Here is a 17,120-nt window from a genome sequence, read left to right on the forward strand (position 1 = left end):
TCCTAGACAAGCGGCAGGCCGACATAGTTCTCGGCCAGCGTCACCTGAGCGGCGCGCGAGCCTTTGATGTAGGCGAGTTCGGCGACCTGCATCTTGCGGTCGAAGCCGTCGCGGTCGGGGAAGCGGTGGGTCAGGCTGGTGAACCACCACGAGAACCGCTCGGCCTTCCAGACGCGGGCCAGGGCGCGGGCCGAATAGCCGTCGATCCCGGCGGACGAGCCGCCATGGAAGTAGTCGACCAGGGCCTCGGACAGCATGACCACGTCCGAGACGGCCAGGTTCATGCCCTTGGCGCCGGTGGGCGGCACGATGTGGGCGGCGTCGCCGGCCAGGAACAGGCGGCCGTGGCGCATGGGCTCGGCGACGAAGCTGCGCAGCGGCGCGATCGATTTCTCGAACGAGGGGGCGCGGACGATGCGCGAGGCCGCCTCGGGACCCAGCCGGATCGACACCTCGTCCCAGAAGCGCTCGTCGGGCCAATCTTCGATACGGTCGTCCAGCGAGCACTGCACGTAGTAGCGGCTGCGGGTGGGCGAGCGCATCGAGGCCAGGGCGAAGCCGCGCTCGTGGTTGGAATAGATCAGCTCGTGGTCGCATGGCGGCGCCTCGGCCAGGATGCCCAGCCAACCGAACGGATAGACGCGCTCGAAGGTCTTGAGCACGCCCTCGGGGATCGCCGCCCGGCTGACCCCGTGATAGCCGTCGCAACCGGCGATGAAGTCGCAGTCGAGCCGGTGCTCGACCCCGTCCTTGCGCCAGGTGACATAGGGATGATCGCCGTCGACATCGTGGGGCTGGACGTCCTCGGCGTCGAAGACGATCGGGACGTCGCGCCGCTCGGCCGCGTCGAACAGATCCTTCATCACCTCCTGCTGGCCGTAGACCATGACGGTCGAGCCGCCGGTCAGGTCGGCCATGTCGATGCGAAAGACCTCGCCGTCGCTGGCCAGGTTGGTCCCGCCGTGGACGAGGCCCTCGCGCCGCATCCGCTCGCCGAGACCCAGGCGCTGCATCAGGTCGACGGTGATCTGCTCCAGCACGCCGGCGCGCACGCGGCCTTCGACATAGGACCGATCCTTGCGCTCGAGGATGACGGCGTCGACATCGGCCCGCCGCAGTAGGTGGCCGAGGAACAGCCCGGCCGGGCCCGCGCCGATGATGGCGACCTGGGTTCGCACGATGGAGCTCTCCGCCCTGACGCCGCCTCTCGCGACTTGCGGTCAGCCTGACCCCGGCGCTCCGCGATGGGGATGGACAGAGCATCACAAAAGTTGGACTTTTCGAACAGGGGCGCCAGCGCCCGATCCCGGGCGTGGAGTTCCGAGCGTGTCCAAAAACCCCGCCGTTCCGAGCTTCTTCCTGTTCGGAGAGCCCTTGAGAACCGTCGAGGGCAAGTTCATCCATCTCGAGGAATTGGACGATCGGACGCGGCCCAACGACTGGAGCATCCGCGCCCACGCGCACGCGGACCTCAACCACGTGTTCCACATAACCGCCGGAGGCGGGGTGATGCACGTGGACGGCGAGGTGATCGCCTTCGCCGCGCCGTGCCTGTTGCTGGTGCCGTCCGGCCGGGTCCACGGCTTCGCCTACGAGGTCGAGACGGCCGGTTCGGTGCTGACCATCGCCGACAGCTATCTTCGCGACCTGACCGCGCGCGAGCCGGCCTTCGCCGGCCTGTTCCGCGCCCCGCGCCAACTGCCGCTCGGGCCGGAATCGACGATCGCCGCGTCATTGCGGGAGCTGTCGCGCGAGTTGGTCTGGACCGCGCCGGCCGGCGGGGCGGCGGTCGAGGGCCACCTGCTGACCATCCTGGTCGAGGCCTTGCGGCGGCTGGTCCGGGTCGAGGCCGCGACGCCCGCGGTCCAGGGCGGTCACGTCACCCTCGTGGCCCGGTTCCGCGAACTGGTCGAAGCGCACTATCGCGAAGGCCTGCCGATGGAGGCCTATGCAGGGCGGCTGGGCGTGACCGTCGCACGGCTGAGGGGCGCGTGCTTGCGGGTGGCCGGCGCGACACCTCTGCGCCTGGTGCAGGACCGGCTGATGCTGGAGGCCAAGCGCGCGCTGCTCTATTCGAACATGACGGTGGCCGAGGTGGCTTATCATCTGGGCTTCGACGACCCGGCCTATTTCTCGCGTTTCTTCGCCAAGGCCGAAGGCCTGTCCCCGAAACGCTACCGCGACGGACGGGCGGACTTCCCGTCGACCACCGTCGACTAGGCTTGGGCGTGGTCGAGAACCCTCGCTTGCGTACATTGTATGTCTGGTATACAAATTGCCGAGCATACAATGACGAGCGCCACGGTGCGCCTCGCGCCAAGGGAAGGAACCATCATGAGCTCGACCCAGGCCGTCTTCGAGCGTCTGGACCCGGTCACGGGCGCTGTCGCGACCACCACGATCGCCATGAGTCCGGACCAGGCCCGCGGGGCCGCCGACGCCGCCCAGGCGGCCTTTCCGGCCTGGAGCGCGCTGGGGCCGAACGCCCGTCGGGCCCTGTTGTCCAAGGCCGCCGCGGCGCTCGAGGCCCGGGCGGACGCCTTCGTCGAGGCGATGATGGGCGAGATCGGCGCCACCGAGGGCTGGGCGCGCTTCAACCTGATGCTGGCCGCGTCGATGGTGCGCGAGGCCGCGGCCCTGACCACCCAGATCAGCGGCGAGGTGATCCCCTCCGACAAGCCCGGCTGCCTGGCCATGGCGGTGCGCGAGCCGGTCGGCGTGATCCTGGGCATCGCGCCCTGGAACGCGCCGATCATCCTGGGCGTGCGCGCGGTGGCCACGCCGCTGGCCTGCGGCAACACTGTCGTGCTCAAGGCCTCCGAGAACTGCCCGCGCACCCACGGCCTGATCGCCGAAGCCTTCGCGGCCGCCGGCCTGCCGCCGGGCGCGCTGACGATCGTCACCAACGCGCCGAAGGACGCGGCCGAGGTGGTCGGAGCCCTGATCGACCATCCGGCCGTGCGGCGGATCAACTTCACGGGCTCGACCGCGGTCGGCAAGATCATCGCCAAGCGCGCGGCCGAGCATCTCAAGCCGGTGCTGCTGGAGCTGGGCGGCAAGGCCCCGCTGATCGTGCTGGAGGACGCCGACCTGGACGAGGCCGTCAAGGCCGCCGCCTTCGGCGCGTTCATGAACCAGGGCCAGATCTGCATGTCGACCGAGCGGATCATCGTGGTCGACGCCGTCGCCGACGCCTTCGTCGAGAAGTTCGCCGCCAAGGCCGCCAGCCTGGCGGTCGGCGACCCGCGCGAGGGCAAGACCCCGCTGGGCGCGGTGGTCGACCTGAAGACCGTCGCCCACGTCGAGGGCCTGGTGGCCGACGCGGTGGAGGCGGGCGCCGTCCAGGTCAGCGGCGGCCCGGCCCAGGGCGTGCTGATGCCGGCCACGGTCGTCGACAAGGTCACGCCGGCCATGCGCCTGTTCCGCGAGGAGAGCTTCGGCCCGGTGGTCGGCGTGATCCACGCCCGCGACGAGGAGCACGCCGTCGCCCTGGCCAACGACACCGAATACGGCCTGTCGGCCTCGGTGTTCACCCGCGACATCGCCCGCGGCCTGAAGGTGGCGCGGCGGATCCAGTCGGGCATCTGCCACGTCAACGGGCCGACCGTGCACGACGAGGCCCAGATGCCGTTCGGCGGCGTCAAGGCCTCGGGCTACGGCCGCTTCGGCGGCAAGGCCGGGATCGACGCCTTCACCGAGCTGCGCTGGATCACCGTCGAGACCCAGGCCGGCCATTTCCCGATCTGACACCCCCTCCGGGCGCCCCGCGCCGCCCTCTTCCAGTTCCAAGGACCGAGCATGACCGACGCCAACGACACCGCGACCTTCACGGTCGAGAACCGCATCGCCTGGGTGAAGTTCAACCGTCCCGACAAGCGCAACTGCATGAGCCCCACCCTGAACCGCCGGATGATGGAGGTGCTGGACGAGCTGGAGTTCCGCGACGACGTCGGCGTGCTGGTGCTGACCGGCGAGGGCTCGGCCTGGTCGGCGGGCATGGACCTGAAGGAGTATTTCCGCGAGACCGAGGCCAAGGGCCTGGGCGCGACCCGCCAGGCCCAGCGCGAGTCCTACGGCTGGTGGCGACGCCTGCGCTGGTACCAGAAGCCGACCATCGCCATGGTCAACGGCTGGTGCTTCGGCGGCGGCTATGGCCCGCTCTATTCCTGCGACCTGGCGATCGCCGCCGACGAGGCTCAGTTCGCCCTGTCGGAGATCAACTGGGGCATCCTGCCGGGCGGCGGCGCCACCAAGGTGGTGGTCGACCTGATGCCGCTGCGCGACGCGATGTACCACGCCATGACCGGCGAGCTGATCGACGGCCGGAAGGCCGCCGCCTGGCGCCTGGTCAACGAGAGCGTGCCGCTGGAGCGCCTGGAGGCCCGGGTGCGCGAGCTGGCCGAAGTGCTGCTGAAGAAGAATCCCGTGGCTCTGAAGGCGACCAAGGACGCCGTCCGGCGGGTCAAGGAGATGACCTACGACAACGCCGAGGACTACCTGGTCCGCGCCCAGGAGGCGGCCAACGCCTTCGACAACGAGGGGCGCAAGGAAGGCATCAAGCAGTTCATCGACGACAAGACCTACAAACCGGGGCTGGGCGCCTACGATCTCGCCAAACAGAGCTGAGACGGGGCCGGGTGGAGGAAACGACGACGGGAAAGATGTCCGCATGACCCCGATGGACCATGTCGCCCTCCAGGCGCGCCTGCAGCCGAACCGGCCGGCGGCGGTCGACCTGGCCGGCGGCCGCCGCTGGACCTATGCCGAGCTCGACGCGGCGATCGCCCGGGCCGCGGGCGTGCTGCGGCGGCGCGGGGTGGGCGAGGGCGACCGCCTGGCGGCGCTGGCCCGCAACCGGGTCCTGCTGGTGGTCCTGCACCTGGCCTGCGCCCGCCTCGGGGCGATGTTCGTGCCGCTGAACTGGCGGCTCTCGCCCACCGAGATCGCCGCCCTGGTCGAGGACGCCGAGCCCGGCCTGATCGTCGGCGACGCCCAGCTGGTCGCCGCGGGCGTGGACGGCGTCGATCTCGACGCGCTGCAGGCCGAGATCGACGCGGCCGAACCTGAGGCGCCGACCAGCGCCGACCGCGAACGCCCGTCGCTGATCCTCTACACCTCGGGCACCTCGGGCCGTCCCAAGGGCGTGCTGCTGTCCGAGCGCAACCTCGACCAGACGGCGATCAATTTCGGCCGGCTGGGCAAGGTCACCCATCAGAGCGTCTTCCTGGTGGACTCGCCGATGTTCCACATCATCGGCCTGGTCACCTCGGTCCGCCCCGCATTGATGCACGGCGGGACGGTGCTGGCGTCCGACGGCTTCGAGCCGGCGCGCACCCTGGCCCGCCTCGGCGATCCGGCGCTGGGCGTCACCCACTATTTCTGCGTGCCGCAGATGGCCGCGATGCTGCGCAGCCAGCCGGGCTTCGACGCCTCGGCGCTCCGGGGGCTGACGGCCCTGTTCACCGGGGGCGCGCCGCATCCGGCCGCCGACATCCGCGCCTGGCTGGCCGACGGCGTGCCCGTGGTCGACGGCTATGGCATGAGCGAGGCCGGCACGGTGTTCGGCATGCCGCCCGATCCGGCGCTGATCGACGCGCGGGCCGGCTCGGCGGGCCTGGCCATGCCGGCGGTGGCGACCCGGATCGTCGACGACCAGGACCGCGACTGCCCGCCCGGCGTCGCAGGCGAGCTGCTGCTAAGGGGCGACAACCTCTTCCAGGGCTACTGGCGCCGTCCCGAGGAGACCGCGCGGGCCTTCACCGCCGACGGCTGGTTCCGCACCGGCGATATCGTTCGCGCCGACGCCGAGGGCTACCACTGGCTGGTGGACCGCAAGAAGGACATGTTCATTTCGGGCGGCGAGAACGTCTATCCGGCCGAGATCGAGGCGGCCCTGGCCGACCATCCCGGCATCGTGGAATGCGCGGTGATCGGCATGCCCGATCCGCGATGGGGCGAAGTCGGCCATCTGGTGGCCAGGCCCTGCGACGGGGTCGTCCTCGACCTGGCCGCGATCCTGAGCCACCTCGAAAACCGGCTGGCGCGCTATAAACTGCCCAAGGCCCTGGTCCTGGTCGCGGCGCTGCCGCGCACGGGCTCGGGCAAGATCCAGAAGACGGTCCTGCGCGAACGGCTGATCGCGGGGGACCCAAGAACCTGAACGCCGGCGGACCTTTGGGGGCGACCGGCGAACCATAGGGAGGATGAGATGGCGCCCAGTCTCGACAGACAGGACGGCCGGACCGGGATGGGGCTCGACGCCTGGAACGCGATGGTCGCCTCGACCTTCGACAACCTCGTGGTGGACGCCGACCGCGAGGCGTTCCAGGGCGCCATCGATGTCCGCGACCTGGGCGGCATGGACCTGTCCCGGGTCGCGTCCAGCGCCGCGGTCGTGCGCCGCGGCCGTTCGTCCTCGGCGCACCGGCCGTATTTCAAGCTGCATGTCCAGGACGTCGGCCGCAGCCTGAACCTGCAGGACGGCCGCGAGGCGGTGCTGGGCGAGGGCGACCTGATGCTCTGCGATCCGGCGCGGCCCTACACGATCCGGTTCGACGATCCCAACCGCATGCTGGTCCTGCGGATCCCGTCCGAGCGCCTGACCGAGCGGACGCCCGATCCGGAGGCGCTGTGCGGCCGGCGGCTGGCGGGGAACGGCATGGCCGGCGCCCTGCTGGCGTCCTTCATCCGCACGCTGTGGATCAACGCCGGCCGGGACGGCGTCCCCATGGGCCAGGCGCTGCAGGACGCCGCCCTCTCCCTGCTGGCCGCCGCCCTCCAGGAGAGCGAAGGGCAGACCGGGCGCGGCCGCGATCTCGAGCCCGGCCACGGCGCGGGCGGCCGGATCAAGCGCTTTATCGACGAGAACCTCTGCGATCCAGACCTCAGCGTCGGTCGCGTGGCCGGCGCGCTGGGCGTGTCGCCGCGCTATGTCCAGATGGTGTTCGCCGGCATGGCGACCACGCCGCTGGCCTATATCCGCCGCAAGCGGCTGGAGCGGGCGGCCCGGGCCCTGCGCGAGGACGGCGCGGCCTGCAACATCACCGACCTGTCGTTCGGCCTGGGTTTCAACGACCTTTCGCATTTCAGCCGTGCTTTCAAGGCCTTCTACGGCGTGGGCCCGCGTGAGTTCCGGGCCAGCTGAGTCCCGGTCGAGCCCGAAAACGACGCCGGGCTTCGCATCCGTGAAAGTCGCCTTCGCGCCTGGCCAAGTCTGACGCCGCCGCCCGTGCTCCTCTGTCGTCAACGACATAAAAGGGAGGACGGGCCATGGGGCGCAAGCTCGGGTTACATCAGATGTTGGCGGCGGCGTCGGTGCTGGCGTTGGCGGCCGGCGCGGCGCACGCGCAGACCCAGATCGAGGAAGTCGTCGTCACGGCCCAGAAGCGGGCCGAAAACGTCCAGGACGTGCCGATCGCCATCTCGGCCTTCTCGGCCAACGCCCTGCAGGAGCGGGCGGTCGGCAATGTCGCCCAGCTGTCCAACCTGGCGCCCAACGTCACCCTGGACGGCGGCACGCCGTTCTCGGGATCGCCGTCGGTGCTGTCGGCCTATGTCCGCGGCATCGGCTCGGACGACTTCGCGTTCAACATCGATCCCGGCGTCGGCATCTATGTCGACGGCGTCTATCTGGCCCGCACCGTCGGCGCCAACCAGGACCTGCTGGACGTCGAGCGCATCGAGATCCTGAAGGGCCCGCAAGGCACGCTGTTCGGCCGCAACACCATCGGCGGCGCGATCTCGATCGTCACCCGCGAGCCGGGGGACGCGTTCAAGTTCAAGGGCGACGTCACCGTCGGCAGCTTCAACCTGATGCAGGCCCGCGGCAGCGCCGACCTGCCGCTGGCGGAGGGGCTCTCCTCGTCGATCACCTTCGGGATCAAGAGCCGCGAAGGCTATGTCGAGCGCCTCCCCTATCCGGATGCGCGGGCCCGCAATTCCACCTCGTACACCGCCTTTCCGTCGTCCGATTTCGACACCGCCTCGCGCGAGGGCGGCGAGAACAGCTGGAACCTGCGCGGCAAGCTGAAGTGGAAGAGCGAGGCGACCAAGGTCGTGCTGTCGGCCGACTACACCCGCGAGGACAGCGGCGGCCTGGCCAACACCCTGATAGGCACGACCGAAACCGTCCCGGGCAATTTCGCGGGCACGACCAACCTGCCGGGCACGGCCTTCGACCCGACCGGGACCACCGGCTTCCTGTTCGCGGGGCTCTACAACTTCTGCATCGGCGCCAACTCGACCCAGATCGCCGCCCGCAACGCCCAGGCCCTGTGCGGCGTGCGCGGCACGCAGTACAGCCCGAGCCTGCACGTGGCCTCGATCGCCGGGGTCAATGTCGACGGCAATCCCGCCAACGACCTGCTGCCCTATGACGGCCGCTTCATCAGCAAGGACATCGACAAGAGCTACGCCACCGGCAACAGCTTCTCGAACCTGGTCAACTGGGGCCTCGGCGCGACCGTCGAGCACAGCCTGGCCGACAACGTGACGCTGAAGTCGATCACCGCCTACCGCAAGCTGCTGTGGAAAAGCGGCACCGACGCCGACGGCTCGCCCCTCAACATCGCCCAGCTCAGCTTCGACATGAAGCAGTGGCAGATCAGCCAGGAGCTCCAGCTGCTGGGCTCGGCCTTCGACAAGAAGCTGAACTACGTGCTGGGCGGCTACTACTTCAAGGAGAAGGGCTCGCTGCACGACTTCGTCACCTTCGACGAAGGCCTGCTGCAGGTCGACGGCCCGAACCAGCTGGAGACCAAGAACTACGCCGCGTTCGGCCAGATCGACTGGCGGCCGATCGACTTGATCAGCGTCACCCTCGGCGGTCGCTACACCAAGGAAAAGAAGCTGTTCGAGGGCGGCCAGCAGGACCTGAACGGCTTCAACTACAAGCTCTTCGGCTGTTCGGACGCCAACGGGAACATCACCCCGAACGGACCTTTCCCCCTGGCCCCGATCTCATGTCAGACGGGCCTGAACTATCCCGATCCGGCCAATCCGGTGCGGGTCTACGCCCCCGGCGTCAACGAGCAGACCTTCAGCAACTTCTCGCCCAAGGTCGGGGTGCAGCTGCACCCGGGCGACGACCTGATGGCCTATGTCAGCTGGTCCAAGGGCTACAAGACCGGCGGCTGGACGACCCGCCTGACCAACCCGCAGCTGCTGGCCCAGCCGTTCGGCGAAGAGACCGCCACCACCTGGGAAGCGGGCTTCAAGTCCAAGCTCCTCGACCGCCGCCTGCAGCTGAACGGCTCGGTGTTCAAGACCCAGTACGACGGCATCCAGCTGAACTTCCAGCAGGGCACATCGCCGACCATCCGCAACGCCGGGAACGCCGAGATCAAGGGCGTCGAGTTCGAGGCGGTCGCCGTGCCGATGGAGGGCCTGACCCTCAACGCCTCGGTGGGCTATCTGCACGCCCGCTACACCGACGTGCTGGCCGGCGTGCTGGCGGTCAGCGGTCCCAATCCGTTCCAGGCAGGCACCTTCGTCGACGCGCCGCTGCCCAAGACCCCCAAGTGGAAGATCAACTTCAGTCCGCGCTACGAGTTCAAGCTGGCCAACGGCGGCTCGATCACCGCCATCGGCGACTGGACCTATACCTCCGGCATCTGGAACAACGCCCAGCGCACCTATCTGCTCAGGCGCCCGGCCGTGCAGGTGGTCAACGCCAGCCTGGCCTACGCCGACCCGGGCGGCGCCTGGACCGTCACGGTCGGCGGCACGAACCTGACCGACAAGCGCTACCTGACGACCGGCAACGAGAACATCGCCGCCGGCACGATCTTCGGCACCTACAGCCGGCCGCGCGAGGCCTATGTCCGCCTCGGCGTGACGTTCTAACCCCTGTGGCGGCGCGATCGCCGATCGCGACGACGCGCCGCCTCCCTGTTCCCGAGATCTTCGCATCGAGGCCGATATCGTCATGACCCTGCTCAAGGACCGCCCGACCGCCGAGGCGCCGCCGCCCTTCCTCGCCGACACGATCTGGAGCGACCGCCTGTTCTCGGGCGGCTGGGTCGCCAGCCGGGGCGGACGGCTGGAGGTCGTCGAGCCCGCCACCGGCGGCGTGCTGAGCCGGGTGGGACGGGCCGGGCGCGACGACGTGGCGGTCGCCGCCGCCGCCGCACGCGCGGCCCAGCCGGCCTGGGCGGCCCTGCCGCCGGACGCGAGGCAGGCGGTGCTCCTGAAGGCCGCCGCCCTGCTGGTCGAGAAGGCCGACGAGGCCGCGCCGTGGATCATGCGCGAGACCGGCTCGGTCGGCGCCAAGGCCGCGGTGGAGCTGGAACACGCCGCCGGCTTCGTGCGGCAGGCGGCGATGATGGCGACCGAAGCCCAGGGCCTGCTGCTGCCCTCGTCCGACGGCCGGCTCAGCATGGCCCGGCGCGTCCCGCTGGGCGTGGTGGGCGTGATCTCGCCGTTCAACTTCCCGCTGGTGCTGTCGATCCGCGCCGTGGCGCCCGCCCTGGCGGCCGGCAACGCCGTGGTCCTCAAGCCCGACCCGCGCACGCCGATCAGCGGCGGCTTCCTGATCGCGCGGCTGTTCGAGGCCGCCGGCCTGCCGACGGGGCTGCTGCACGTCCTGCCCGGCGACGCCGAGGCCGGCGACGCCCTGTGCCGCGATCCCAACATCGCCATGATCGCCTTCACCGGCTCCACCGCCGCCGGGCGCAAGGTCGGCGAGGTGGCGGGCGCCCACCTCAAGAAGGTGGCCCTGGAGCTGGGCGGCAAGAATGCGCTGATCATCCTCGACGACGCCGATCCGGACGTGGCCGCGTCCAACGCCGCCTGGGGCGCCTGGCTGCATCAGGGGCAGATCTGCATGACCACCGGCCGCGTACTGGTCCAGCAGGGGCTGCACGACGCGGTGGTCGAGCGGCTGGTCGCCAAGGCCGCCCACCTGCCGGTCGGCGACCCGACCACGGGCCGGGTCGCCCTGGGGCCGCTGATCTCGCAGCCGCAGCTGGACCGCGTCCGCGCCATCGTCGCCGACACGGTCGCGGCCGGTGCGACCCTGGCGGCCGGCGGTCCTGGCGAGGGGCTGTTCTTCCCGCCCACGGTCCTGACGGGCGTGCGGCCCGGGATGCGGGCCTTCGACGAGGAGATCTTCGGGCCCGTGGCGGTGGTCACCGCCTTCGCCGACGACGCCGAGGCCGCCGCCCTGGCCAACCGCGGCGACTACGGCCTGTCGGCCGGGATCATCACCGGTTCGGTCGGACGCGGCATGGCGCTGGGCGAGCAACTGGACGTCGGCCACCTGCACATCAACGACCAGACCGTCGAAGCCGGTCCGCATGCGCCGTTCGGCGGCATGGGGGCGTCGGGCAACGGCAGCCGGATCAGCGGCCCGGCCAATCTCGACGAGTTCACCACCTGGCGCTGGACCACGGTGAAGACCGCCGCCACGCCCTATCCCTTCTAGCCGCGTCCCGCCCGGTCCTGGCTGGGCGGGACATCCAGTTCTACAGTTCCCCGTCTTCGCAGGATCCTTCCATGCAGATCACCGCCGCCGTCCTTCGCAGCCGCTCGGGTCCCTTCGGCCTGGAGGCCGTCGAGCTGGAGGAGCCTCGCGCCGGCGAGGTGCTGGTTAGGGTGGTGGCCACCGGGGTCTGCCACACCGACATGGTCATGCGCGACCAGGACCTGCCGACGCCCCAGCCGGTGGTCCTGGGGCACGAGGGGGCTGGAGTCGTCGAGCGGGTGGGTCCAGGGGTCACCAAGGTCGCGCCCGGCGACCACGTGGTGATGACCTTCAATTCCTGCGGGACCTGCCCGTCCTGCCACGACCACGCCCCGACCTACTGCCACGAATTCTTCCCGCGCAACTTCATGGGCGCGCGGGCCGACGGCAGCTCGGGCCTGTCGCGCGACGGCGAGACGATCCACGCCAACATCTTCGGCCAGTCCTCGTTCGCCACCTTCGCCCTGTGCCACGAGCGCAACGCGGTGAAGGTCTCCAAGGCCGCGCCGCTCGAGATCCTCGGCCCGCTGGGCTGCGGGGTGATGACCGGGGCGGGCGCGGTGATGAACGCGCTGAAGGTCCCCGCCGGACGGTCGCTGGCGGTGTTCGGCGCCGGCGCCGTGGGCCTCAGCGCCGTGCTCGCGGCCAAGGCCTCGGGCGCCGGCCCGATCATCGTCGTCGACATCAACCCCGCCCGGCTGGCCCTGGCCCTGAGCCTGGGCGCCGACCACGCGCTGGACGGCCGCGGCGAGCCGGTGGTCGAGCGGATCCAGGCGATCACCGGCTTCGGCGTCGACTATTCGATCGACACCACGGCCAATCTGAAGGTCATGCGCCAGGCCGTCGACGTGCTGGCGCCGCGCGGGACCTGCGGTCTGGTCGGGGCCTCGAAGATGGGCGACGAACTGGCGCTGGACGCGGTGGCGGTGATGAGCGGCGGCCGGGTCGTGCGCGGCGTGGTCGAGGGCGACGCCGATCCCGACACCTTCATCCCCGAGCTGATCGACCTGCACCTGGCGGGCAGGTTCCCGTTCGAGAAGCTGATCGCCTTCTATCCGCTGGAGCAGATCAATGAGGCGGTGGCCGACGGCGAGGCCGGTCGCGTGATCAAGCCCGTCGTGCGCATGGGCTGACGGAAGCCGCTCGGCCTTCAACGACGGGATGACCCCCGGCTGGCTTGGCCCGAGCCGGCTGGGGTTTTTTACAGATCCAGCACCAGGACTGGCGAGCGCGCCCGCGAACAGCAGGGCGTGAACTGGGTGTTGGCGGCTTTCTCTTCGTCGGTCTGGAAGAGGTCGCGGTGGTCCGGCTGGCCCTCCAGGACCGGTGTCAGGCACGTGCCGCAGACGCCCTGTTCGCAGGACAGCGGCACGAAGACGCCGGCCGCCTCCAGCGCCTGGGCGGCGGTCTGGTCCGGCCCGACCGCGATGAGCTGGCCGGTGCTGGCGATCCGCAGCGAGAACGGCTGGGCTCCGGCCTCCAGGGACGCGGCGGCGAACGACTCCTGGTGGATCTGGGCTTCGGTCCAGCCGCGCGCCCGGGCGCCGGCGACCACGAAATCCATGAAGCCCCGCGGACCGCAGACGTAGAGATGTCGCCGCGACGACGGATTGGCCAAGGCCTGGTCGAGGTCCAGCCGCGTCTCCGGGGCGGCGTCGAAATGGCGCTGCAGCTGGGCGGGGAACAGGGCGCCGGCCTCGTCGAGGAACGCCGCGCGGGCGGCGTCGCGGGCGCAATAGTGCAGGGCGAACGGCTTGCCCAGCGCGGCCAGGCGATGGGCCATGGAAAGGATCGGGGTGATTCCGACGCCGCCGGCCAGCAGGACGAAGTCGTCGCCGTCCTCGTCCAGGGCGAACAGGTTGCGCGGCGGGCCGATCGTCAGGGTCGCGCCCTCGCCCAGGGCCTCGTGGACGACGGCCGAGCCGCCGCGCGACGCCGGGTCGCGCAGCACCGCCACCCGATAGTGCTCGCGCCTGGCCGGATCGTTCGACAGCGAGTACTGGCGGACCAGGCCGTTCGGCAGCATCAGGTCGATGTGGGCGCCGGCCGTGAACGGCGGCAGCGGCGCGCCGTCCAGCGCCACCAGGTCGAGGCGCACGATGTCCTGGGCGACCGTGGCGCGGGACGCCACCCGGACCTGGATCATCATGCCTGCGCCGGGACGGGCGCGGCGCCGAGCGCTTGCTCGGCCGCGATGGCCTTGTCGATCAGCATCCGCGAGCGCACGCCGCCGGCGTCGATGTTCAGCTTCAGCAGGCGACGGTCCGGATGCCGCAGCAGGTTCTGCTGCTGTTGCTCCAGCATCTCCAGGTCCTCGGAGAAGATCTTGCCCTGGCCCTCGCGGATGGTGTCGGTCAGGGCCGCGTCGGCCACCGCGAAGCTGCGGGCCATGCCCCAGAAGTACCAGTGCGAGGTCTCGGTCTCGGGCGTGATGAAATCGACCACGACGCTAGCGGCCTTCTTGTCGGGCGGGGCGGCGTGGCCGCCATGGCCTTCCAGCGCCACCCCGACCTCGATCATGACGTGGCTGGGCAGGGAGAAGCGGCAGATCTGCCAGCGGTCGACGACGGCGTCCTCGGGCAGGCCGGCGCCGCGCAGGGCCATGCGCCAGAAGGGCGGGGCCGAGATCTTCTCCATGAACCGGCTGGTGACGACCTCGTCGCCGTCGAGGCGGGTGGTCACCGGGGCCTCGTCGATCTCCTTCTGGCCGATGCTGCCAGCGTGGACATAGGTCTCGTGCGTCAGGTCCATCAGGTTGTCGACCATCAGCCGATAGTCGCAGGCGATGTGATAGAGGCCCCCGCCATAGGCCCAGTCCGGACTCTCGGCCCAGGGCAGGGGGTGAAGCTTGGCGGGATCGGCCAGTTCGGCCTCGCCGGGCCAGACCCAGACGAAGCCGTAGCGCTCCAGGACGGGAAAGCTGCGGATGGCCGGGAAGCCGGCCACGCGCTGGCCCGGCATCGCGGTCGCGCGACCCTCGCAGCCCATGGTCAGGCCGTGGTAGCCGCAGACCAGTTCGCCGTCGCGCACGAAGCCCAGCGACAGCGGCGCGCCCCGGTGCGGACAGAAGTCCTCCAGCGCCACGACCTGGCCGGCCTTGCCGCGGTGGAACACCATCCGCTCGCCGCAGATCCGCCGGCCCAGGGGCTTGTCGGCGATCTCGTCGGGCGTGCAGGCGACATACCAGGCGTTTCGCGGCCAGGGCGCGGCCTTGGCCGCTGTCTCGGGAGCCATCGTCGTTTCCTCGCGTCGTTGTTCTCGGCTGCTTGGCCTATTGGATCCAATCTTGATCGCAAAACCGGTCACGTCAAGATATTGGATCCAATTGTGAGCTTGTGGATGCGGAAGCCCGTCCGCTAGGGTCGCCGCCATGGAGACGCCGAGCATGAAGCCGGGCCAGCGCGTGATGATGGCCCTTCGCAAGATGATCGCCTCGGGCGAGCTCAAGAGCGGCGAGCGGATCGCCGAGATCCCGACGGCGGCCGCGCTGGGCGTCTCGCGGATGCCGGTGCGCACGGCGCTGCGGTCCCTGGAGCAGGAGGGGCTGGTGGTGCGGCTGGGCGCCCGGGGCTACGCGGCTCGCGGCGTGTCCAGCGCGGGGATCCGCGACGCCATCGAGGTGCGCGGCGTGCTCGAGGGCTTCGCGGCCGGCCGCCTGGCCGAACGCGGGATGCCGCCCGAAACGCGGACGCGGCTGGCCGGCCTGATCGCGGAAGGGGAGGCGCTGTTCGCGGCGGGCCGGCTGAGCGCCGAGGACCTGGACCGCTACGGCGCCTACAACCTGGCCTTCCACGACGCCCTGGTCGCCGCCTCGGGCAATGCGGCGGTGGCGACCGCCCTGGCGCGAAACAGCTTCGAGCCCTTCGCCGGCGCCGGGGCGATGGCGCTGGACCTCGCCGACCTGGCGGCCGAGTACGACCATCTGCTGGCCGCCCACCGCCAGCACCAGGCGGTGTTCGACGCCATCGCGCGCGGCGACGCCGAGGCGGCGGAGCGGATCATGCGGGACCACGCCTTCGCGGCGATCCGCAACGCCAAGGTCTTCGAGGCCGCCGCCGGCGCCGGCCGCCCGCTGGCGGCGGCGCGGACCATCCGGTCCGACTGATCGCCGCCGGGCGCCGGGGCTTGGAGGGGGCGTCCGGCTTGTTGTAATGTCGCCAGGGATACAGTTTGCTTGGCGTCCTAATTCGGGGCGACGCGAGGGGTCATGGAAGAAATCACCGCTTTCGGCGCCTTGGGCCAGCGATTGGGCTTGCAGCTCCACTATGCGGACGTGCGCGCCATGGCGGGACTGGCGGGGCGCCTGGCGCCCCTGAAGGTCACGCCGGCGCGGGCCACGGCGATCGTCTATATCGCGCTGCACGCCGGATGCGACCAGACGGCCCTGGGCCGCGCCCTGGGCGTCAACCGGGCCAGCACGATGAAGGCCGTCGACGAGCTGGAGATCCTGGGCGCGATCGAACGCCGTCCTGGTCGCGACCGCCGCACCAACGCGCTGCATCTGACCGCCGCCGGCGAAACCCTGCGCGAACGGATCGAGCAGGAGACCCTGGCGCACGACCAGGAAGCCTTCGCCAGCCTGACGGCCGCCGAGCGCTCCGAATTCAGCCGACTGCTGGCCAAGCTCCGATCGGTCGACGCCCGTCTCGAACCGGCCTGACGGGGCGAAGCAGTCTTTAAGCGTCTGAAGGAAGGTCCTTGGTGGAGCCGAGGGGAATCGAACCCCTGACCTCCTCATTGCGAACGAGGCGCTCTACCATCTGAGCTACGGCCCCAAGGAAGCGCGGAGATACGTTGGGGCGGCGGCCTCGTCAAGCGCTCGGTTGGCTCCGTCGGCGGCCTTTGCTTGCCAGGGCCGCCGAGGCGCGGCAAGAAGCGGTGTCACTGGACGGGAAGCTCATGGTCGACATCCTCAAGTTCGTCTTCTTCATCCTGGATGCGCTGCTGGGCCTGCTGTGGTGGGCGATCATCGTCTCGGCCGTGCTGAGTTGGCTGGTGGCGTTCGACATCATCAATCTGCGCAATCGCGCGGTCTATCAGATCAGCACCTTCCTCGACCGGGTCACCGACCCGGTCCTGCGGCCGTTCCGGCGGATCATCCCGCCGCTGGGCGGCGTCGACATCAGCCCGATCATCGTGCTGCTGATCATCACCGGCGTGCGCGCCATCCTCCTGCCGGGCCTGCTGCGGACGCTGATCGGCCTGAGCGGCGGTTACTACTAGCTCATGCGCCTGGCGGTCCGCCTCACCCCGCGCGGCGGGCGCGAGGCGATCGACGGCTGGGCGGCCGACGGCGACGGCCGGCCCTATCTGAAGGTGCGGGTCGCGGCCCCGCCGGTCGAGGGCGCGGCCAATGCGGCGCTGATCGCCTTCCTGGCCAAGACCCTGGGCGTGCCCCGGTCGTCGGTGACGCTGGCCTCGGGGGCCGGGGCGCGGCTGAAGCTGATCGACATCGCCGGTTGCGACCCGTTGTCGCTGGAACGCGCGCTGGGCCGTCCGCCCGAATCCACGCGATGAAACGCCCGGACAAGGCCTGAGCGGAAATCTCAGCTTGACCGCCGCCCGCGCCTGGAAATGCCCGCCTGGACCCGGAATGGGGGCAGGTTTCGACGGTTCCGGCCGAAAAAGGCGTGAGCGAACCCTGGTTTTTCATCCCCTC

General features: G+C 70.4%; 15 protein-coding genes and 1 tRNA gene. 12 read left to right on the forward strand and 4 right to left on the reverse strand.

Annotated elements, in window-relative coordinates; all coding sequences use genetic code 11:
- Positions 1 to 2: 2 nt before the first annotated feature.
- A complete protein-coding gene (gene pobA / locus BM066_RS08655; RefSeq protein ID WP_018113030.1) occupies positions 3 to 1,178 on the reverse strand; it encodes a 4-hydroxybenzoate 3-monooxygenase in 1,176 nt (391 codons plus the stop codon).
- Between the two features lie 148 nt (positions 1,179 to 1,326).
- Here pobA and BM066_RS08660 point away from each other — a divergent pair, with 148 nt between their 5' ends.
- From BM066_RS08660 to BM066_RS08695, 8 genes are all read left to right on the forward strand, one after another.
- Positions 1,327 to 2,220, forward strand: coding sequence for a helix-turn-helix domain-containing protein (locus tag BM066_RS08660; RefSeq protein WP_029589429.1), 894 nt, complete (start codon positions 1,327 to 1,329; stop codon positions 2,218 to 2,220).
- A 114-nt stretch (positions 2,221 to 2,334) separates the two neighbouring features.
- Positions 2,335 to 3,747 carry an aldehyde dehydrogenase gene (locus tag BM066_RS08665; protein ID WP_018113032.1) on the forward strand — a complete coding sequence of 471 codons (1,413 nt, stop codon included), beginning with the start codon at positions 2,335 to 2,337 and terminating at the stop codon, positions 3,745 to 3,747.
- A 51-nt stretch (positions 3,748 to 3,798) separates the two neighbouring features.
- Positions 3,799 to 4,626, forward strand: a complete 828-nt coding sequence (locus tag BM066_RS08670; protein WP_018113033.1) for a p-hydroxycinnamoyl CoA hydratase/lyase — start codon at positions 3,799 to 3,801, stop codon at positions 4,624 to 4,626.
- 43 nt (positions 4,627 to 4,669) lie between these two features.
- Positions 4,670 to 6,160 (forward strand): AMP-binding protein, encoded by a 1,491-nt coding sequence (locus BM066_RS08675; RefSeq protein WP_089926352.1) that lies wholly within the window; start codon positions 4,670 to 4,672, stop codon positions 6,158 to 6,160.
- Positions 6,161 to 6,208: 48 nt separating this feature from the next.
- Positions 6,209 to 7,144 (forward strand): AraC-like ligand-binding domain-containing protein, encoded by a 936-nt coding sequence (locus BM066_RS08680; protein ID WP_029589434.1) that lies wholly within the window; start codon positions 6,209 to 6,211, stop codon positions 7,142 to 7,144.
- Positions 7,145 to 7,269: 125 nt separating this feature from the next.
- Positions 7,270 to 9,843 carry a TonB-dependent receptor gene (locus BM066_RS08685; RefSeq protein WP_029589435.1) on the forward strand — a complete coding sequence of 858 codons (2,574 nt, stop codon included), beginning with the start codon at positions 7,270 to 7,272 and terminating at the stop codon, positions 9,841 to 9,843.
- An 82-nt stretch (positions 9,844 to 9,925) separates the two neighbouring features.
- Positions 9,926 to 11,422 (forward strand): benzaldehyde dehydrogenase, encoded by a 1,497-nt coding sequence (locus BM066_RS08690; protein ID WP_089926355.1) that lies wholly within the window; start codon positions 9,926 to 9,928, stop codon positions 11,420 to 11,422.
- Positions 11,423 to 11,493: 71 nt separating this feature from the next.
- The gene (locus tag BM066_RS08695; RefSeq protein ID WP_018113021.1) at positions 11,494 to 12,594 is read left to right on the forward strand and encodes an NAD(P)-dependent alcohol dehydrogenase; all 1,101 of its coding nucleotides are present in this window, start codon (positions 11,494 to 11,496) and stop codon (positions 12,592 to 12,594) included.
- A 68-nt stretch (positions 12,595 to 12,662) separates the two neighbouring features.
- Here the strand turns inward: BM066_RS08695 and BM066_RS08700 are convergent, their stop codons facing one another.
- Together BM066_RS08700 and BM066_RS08705 are read right to left on the reverse strand one after the other, a co-directional pair.
- On the reverse strand, positions 12,663 to 13,610 hold the full coding sequence (locus BM066_RS08700) for a PDR/VanB family oxidoreductase (RefSeq protein ID WP_018113020.1): 948 nt from the start codon (positions 13,608 to 13,610) through the stop codon (positions 12,663 to 12,665).
- Positions 13,607 to 14,695: an aromatic ring-hydroxylating dioxygenase subunit alpha gene (locus BM066_RS08705; protein ID WP_018113019.1), complete on the reverse strand. Its 1,089-nt coding sequence runs from the start codon at positions 14,693 to 14,695 to the stop codon at positions 13,607 to 13,609. The genes BM066_RS08700 and BM066_RS08705 overlap by 4 nt, the downstream gene beginning before the upstream one ends.
- A gap of 136 nt (positions 14,696 to 14,831) precedes the next feature.
- Between BM066_RS08705 and BM066_RS08710 the strand changes: the two genes are divergently transcribed.
- Together BM066_RS08710 and BM066_RS08715 are read left to right on the forward strand one after the other, a co-directional pair.
- A complete protein-coding gene (locus BM066_RS08710) occupies positions 14,832 to 15,566 on the forward strand; it encodes a GntR family transcriptional regulator (RefSeq protein WP_018113018.1) in 735 nt (244 codons plus the stop codon).
- A gap of 102 nt (positions 15,567 to 15,668) precedes the next feature.
- The gene (locus BM066_RS08715) at positions 15,669 to 16,121 is read left to right on the forward strand and encodes a MarR family winged helix-turn-helix transcriptional regulator (protein ID WP_089926361.1); all 453 of its coding nucleotides are present in this window, start codon (positions 15,669 to 15,671) and stop codon (positions 16,119 to 16,121) included.
- Between the two features lie 39 nt (positions 16,122 to 16,160).
- Here BM066_RS08715 and BM066_RS08720 read toward each other — a convergent pair.
- A tRNA-Ala gene (locus tag BM066_RS08720) sits at positions 16,161 to 16,236 on the reverse strand.
- Positions 16,237 to 16,360: 124 nt separating this feature from the next.
- On the opposite strand from BM066_RS08720, the gene BM066_RS08725 reads away from it, so the two are divergent.
- On the forward strand, positions 16,361 to 16,684 hold the full coding sequence (locus BM066_RS08725; protein WP_018113002.1) for a YggT family protein: 324 nt from the start codon (positions 16,361 to 16,363) through the stop codon (positions 16,682 to 16,684).
- 3 nt (positions 16,685 to 16,687) lie between these two features.
- Positions 16,688 to 16,978: a DUF167 family protein gene (locus BM066_RS08730; RefSeq protein WP_018113001.1), complete on the forward strand. Its 291-nt coding sequence runs from the start codon at positions 16,688 to 16,690 to the stop codon at positions 16,976 to 16,978.
- Positions 16,979 to 17,120 lie beyond the last annotated feature (142 nt).

Origin of the sequence: Caulobacter sp. UNC279MFTsu5.1, from assembly GCF_900114015.1 — a bacterium.
Lineage (GTDB): Bacteria > Pseudomonadota > Alphaproteobacteria > Caulobacterales > Caulobacteraceae > Caulobacter.

Coding starts and splice junctions, on each gene's coding strand:
- BM066_RS08665 (WP_018113032.1), top strand. CDS start 2,335: ATGAGCTCGACCCAGGCCGTCTTCGAGCGTCTGGACCCGGTCACGGGC.
- BM066_RS08670 (WP_018113033.1), top strand. CDS start 3,799: ATGACCGACGCCAACGACACCGCGACCTTCACGGTCGAGAACCGCATC.
- BM066_RS08675 (WP_089926352.1), top strand. CDS start 4,670: ATGACCCCGATGGACCATGTCGCCCTCCAGGCGCGCCTGCAGCCGAAC.
- BM066_RS08680 (WP_029589434.1), top strand. CDS start 6,209: ATGGCGCCCAGTCTCGACAGACAGGACGGCCGGACCGGGATGGGGCTC.
- BM066_RS08685 (WP_029589435.1), top strand. CDS start 7,270: ATGGGGCGCAAGCTCGGGTTACATCAGATGTTGGCGGCGGCGTCGGTG.
- BM066_RS08690 (WP_089926355.1), top strand. CDS start 9,926: ATGACCCTGCTCAAGGACCGCCCGACCGCCGAGGCGCCGCCGCCCTTC.
- BM066_RS08695 (WP_018113021.1), top strand. CDS start 11,494: ATGCAGATCACCGCCGCCGTCCTTCGCAGCCGCTCGGGTCCCTTCGGC.
- BM066_RS08700 (WP_018113020.1), bottom strand. CDS start 13,610: ATGATGATCCAGGTCCGGGTGGCGTCCCGCGCCACGGTCGCCCAGGAC.
- BM066_RS08705 (WP_018113019.1), bottom strand. CDS start 14,695: ATGGCTCCCGAGACAGCGGCCAAGGCCGCGCCCTGGCCGCGAAACGCC.
- BM066_RS08710 (WP_018113018.1), top strand. CDS start 14,832: ATGGAGACGCCGAGCATGAAGCCGGGCCAGCGCGTGATGATGGCCCTT.
- BM066_RS08715 (WP_089926361.1), top strand. CDS start 15,669: ATGGAAGAAATCACCGCTTTCGGCGCCTTGGGCCAGCGATTGGGCTTG.
- BM066_RS08725 (WP_018113002.1), top strand. CDS start 16,361: ATGGTCGACATCCTCAAGTTCGTCTTCTTCATCCTGGATGCGCTGCTG.
- BM066_RS08730 (WP_018113001.1), top strand. CDS start 16,688: ATGCGCCTGGCGGTCCGCCTCACCCCGCGCGGCGGGCGCGAGGCGATC.